At 41.3% G+C, this 2,715-nt stretch carries 4 protein-coding genes; all 4 read left to right on the forward strand.

Going from position 1 to position 2,715, the window contains the following annotated elements; translation table 11 throughout:
- On the forward strand, positions 1–702 hold a 702-nt coding region (locus ACWVCM_RS00100; protein ID WP_455199654.1), incomplete at its 5' end, for a hypothetical protein.
- Between the two features lie 126 nt (positions 703–828).
- Positions 829–1,155, forward strand: a complete 327-nt coding sequence (locus ACWVCM_RS00105) for a hypothetical protein (RefSeq protein WP_455199655.1) — start codon at positions 829–831, stop codon at positions 1,153–1,155.
- Positions 1,156–1,238: 83 nt separating this feature from the next.
- Positions 1,239–1,622: a hypothetical protein gene (locus tag ACWVCM_RS00110; RefSeq protein WP_455199656.1), complete on the forward strand. Its 384-nt coding sequence runs from the start codon at positions 1,239–1,241 to the stop codon at positions 1,620–1,622.
- A 121-nt stretch (positions 1,623–1,743) separates the two neighbouring features.
- Positions 1,744–2,256 (forward strand): response regulator, encoded by a 513-nt coding sequence (locus ACWVCM_RS00115; protein WP_455199657.1) that lies wholly within the window; start codon positions 1,744–1,746, stop codon positions 2,254–2,256.
- Positions 2,257–2,715 lie beyond the last annotated feature (459 nt).

Here is a 2,715-nt window from a genome sequence, read left to right on the forward strand (position 1 = left end):
CGGCGACGACGGCGCGCCGGGAAGAGTGTGGTGTTTCCACCAAACGCGTATCTGGACTCTATGGGTACGGGGTGGGAATGCGAGTGGGGCTATAAAAAAATTGATGACAGCTGTATCGTTGTAAAGGTGCCACCCAATGCATACCTTTCAGATACATCTTACCGAAATGAATGGAAATGTAATCGGGGCTACCGTGAAGATAAAAACACTTGCGTAAAAGTAATTGTTCCCTTAAACGCATACTATGTTGACTCGAGTTATGGTCCAGGATGGGAATGCAATATAGGCTTTAAAGAACAAGACAATAAGTGTATCGCCATTGTGGTACCTGAAAATGCATATTCAACCGGTGATTCTTACGGAAAAGGCTGGAAATGTCACAGAGGTTTTCGTGATCTAGATGGAGCCTGCAAGGAAGTATCAGTACCTAAGCATGCTTATCTGGTATCTAATGGTTACGATTGGGAATGCAACCGGGGATATCGACCAACCAAGGAAGCCTGTCTGCCGGTGGAAGTCCCTGATAACGGCTATCTAACATCTTCCGGGCACGATTGGGATTGCAACCGTGGTTTTAAAAAATCAGGCTTGTCCTGTGTCGCGTTCGATATACCCACCAATGCCCATATAGACTATTCAGGAAACCACTGGGAATGTGATCGAGGCCATCGTAAATACAACGAAGGTTGTGTGGCGAGGTAAACGAAAGAAATAGCGCACTGGCATGATAAATCAAAGGTTGAATTCATATTTTAAACCTGAGCTTTACAGACTGCCAAAGGATATAGATCAAATAGTTATTACCCAAACGGATAGACAGGAGGAACAATGATGGAGCATCGCCATCGAAGACGCCGCCGCACATTCGCATTGGTTGAAATACAAGACTATGACAAACAAATTAATATCGGGCTTGTTTACAACATTACTAGTCATGGTGCATTTGTATTATGCACTGCCGCACCGGATGTGAGTAGACTTGTTGAAATTTATATATCGGCACCTGCAGAGGATAGTTTATTAACACCTATTTCAGGGATAGTCATTCATCGCAATAATAATGGCTTTGGATTGATGTTTTGTGAGCAGAATAGTCCGACCCGATTACTTGTAAACGAACTTTCAGGTAGTTATGCAGAAGCGGCGCCCCATTAACGGTTATAGTCCACTGGTTAATCACGACGGAAACATGAAATTACAGCCTGAAACGCCTTGCAGTAAAAATAACGGAGATCTACATGAATAATAGTGAAAACAACCGTAAGAATGATAGTTTATTTTACGACAAGCCACACAACAAAAGTATCAACGCATTTATTATAGAAATTTTGGCTGCCGAGCAGCGAATATTGTTAAAACAACATAAGACAACAGAACGGAAAGCTGCGATTAATCTTTACAAAGAAAGCATACTAATTCGAGAGTTATTTACCCGTATAACACGACATTTTGATTTGGCGCCCTATCTCTCAAAAGAACAATACGAAGTTGCCAAACGCGTATGGAATAGAGCGTTTAATACTTCACTCTCAGCAACGCAGAATATCCAAAATCAATCAGTTTGCAAACGGATTGATTCGAATATGGAACACGCAATTATGAATATTAAAATGCCATGCTAATACTGTGAAACAGGATTAATTCCGCATTAATATTTCGTTATAACGTGTATGTTTTCACTATGTAGCTACAAAGTTGTATTGACCTTTACGTAACTTGCGTAACGAATGTAATAAACTGCACATGAAGCGAAAAAATCTAACAATTTTAATTGCAGATGATTCAGAAGAAGATCAGATGTTACTGAATCGGGCGATTAAAGTATGTGCGATATCGGGAGTATCCACGCAAACAATGAGCAGCGGAAATGAAGCGATAGCATACCTGCTTGGCATCGAACCATATAATAATCGTGATCAGTTTCCCTACCCAACTTTTTTGCTAACCGATTTAAAAATGCCTGATGGAGATGGCTTTAAAGTTCTCGAGTATTTAAAAACTAATCCGCAATCGGCGATTGTTCCAACTGTTATACTTTCGTCATCTGCGGATTCAGACGACGTCAAGAGAGCCTATTCACTAGGCGCAAGTGCGTACCTTGTTAAGCCGGTAGACAGTTTCGCACTCGCTGCGATGATTAAAAACCTAATAGCATTTTGGATGAATTGTGAGGTACCAGAGGTAGATCAAGCGGGCGCCCAACTAAAAACAGAATGCCTGGGAAAATTGGGCGAACGATTCATAGCGGATGATTGATTATCGTACATCGCAGTGAGATTGGGTTTGGATTGATGATTGATCACGCTACCTTACGTTGAATCCATTCATCTGGCATAAGTCCCTTCATTAATTAATGCATTCATGCGATCGCAAACGATTACAAATGTGATCGTTATGGCCGCGGAGAAAGTCATAGGAACTAAAAATGTGGCTTGGCTGAAAGATCTTCAACGGTTTTTAAATTTATTGAAATGCGTTGAATTACCAACAGTTATTTTCCGCTTATAAATTTCATAGCCACTTTAAAACACGGACATGCACGCACAATCACATCTCTTCGCGAACGGAGTGTCCCAAATTTGTCCCCGGGTAATTTTAGAAAGAATAATAGTAGGTAAGATACGTTAGATAAGCTCTTGAAATACTGGAAAAATATGGCGGAGAGGCAGGGATTCGAACCCTGGGAACCGCGAGGTTCAACGGTTTTCAAGCCGC

It is taken from the genome of Kaarinaea lacus, from assembly GCF_975902315.1.

What these genes read in the sequence shown, in the direction of transcription:
- ACWVCM_RS00105 (WP_455199655.1), top strand. Translation starts at nt 829, where the DNA reads ATGATGGAGCATCGCCATCGAAGACGCCGCCGCACATTCGCATTGGTT.
- ACWVCM_RS00110 (WP_455199656.1), top strand. Translation starts at nt 1,239, where the DNA reads ATGAATAATAGTGAAAACAACCGTAAGAATGATAGTTTATTTTACGAC.
- ACWVCM_RS00115 (WP_455199657.1), top strand. Translation starts at nt 1,744, where the DNA reads ATGAAGCGAAAAAATCTAACAATTTTAATTGCAGATGATTCAGAAGAA.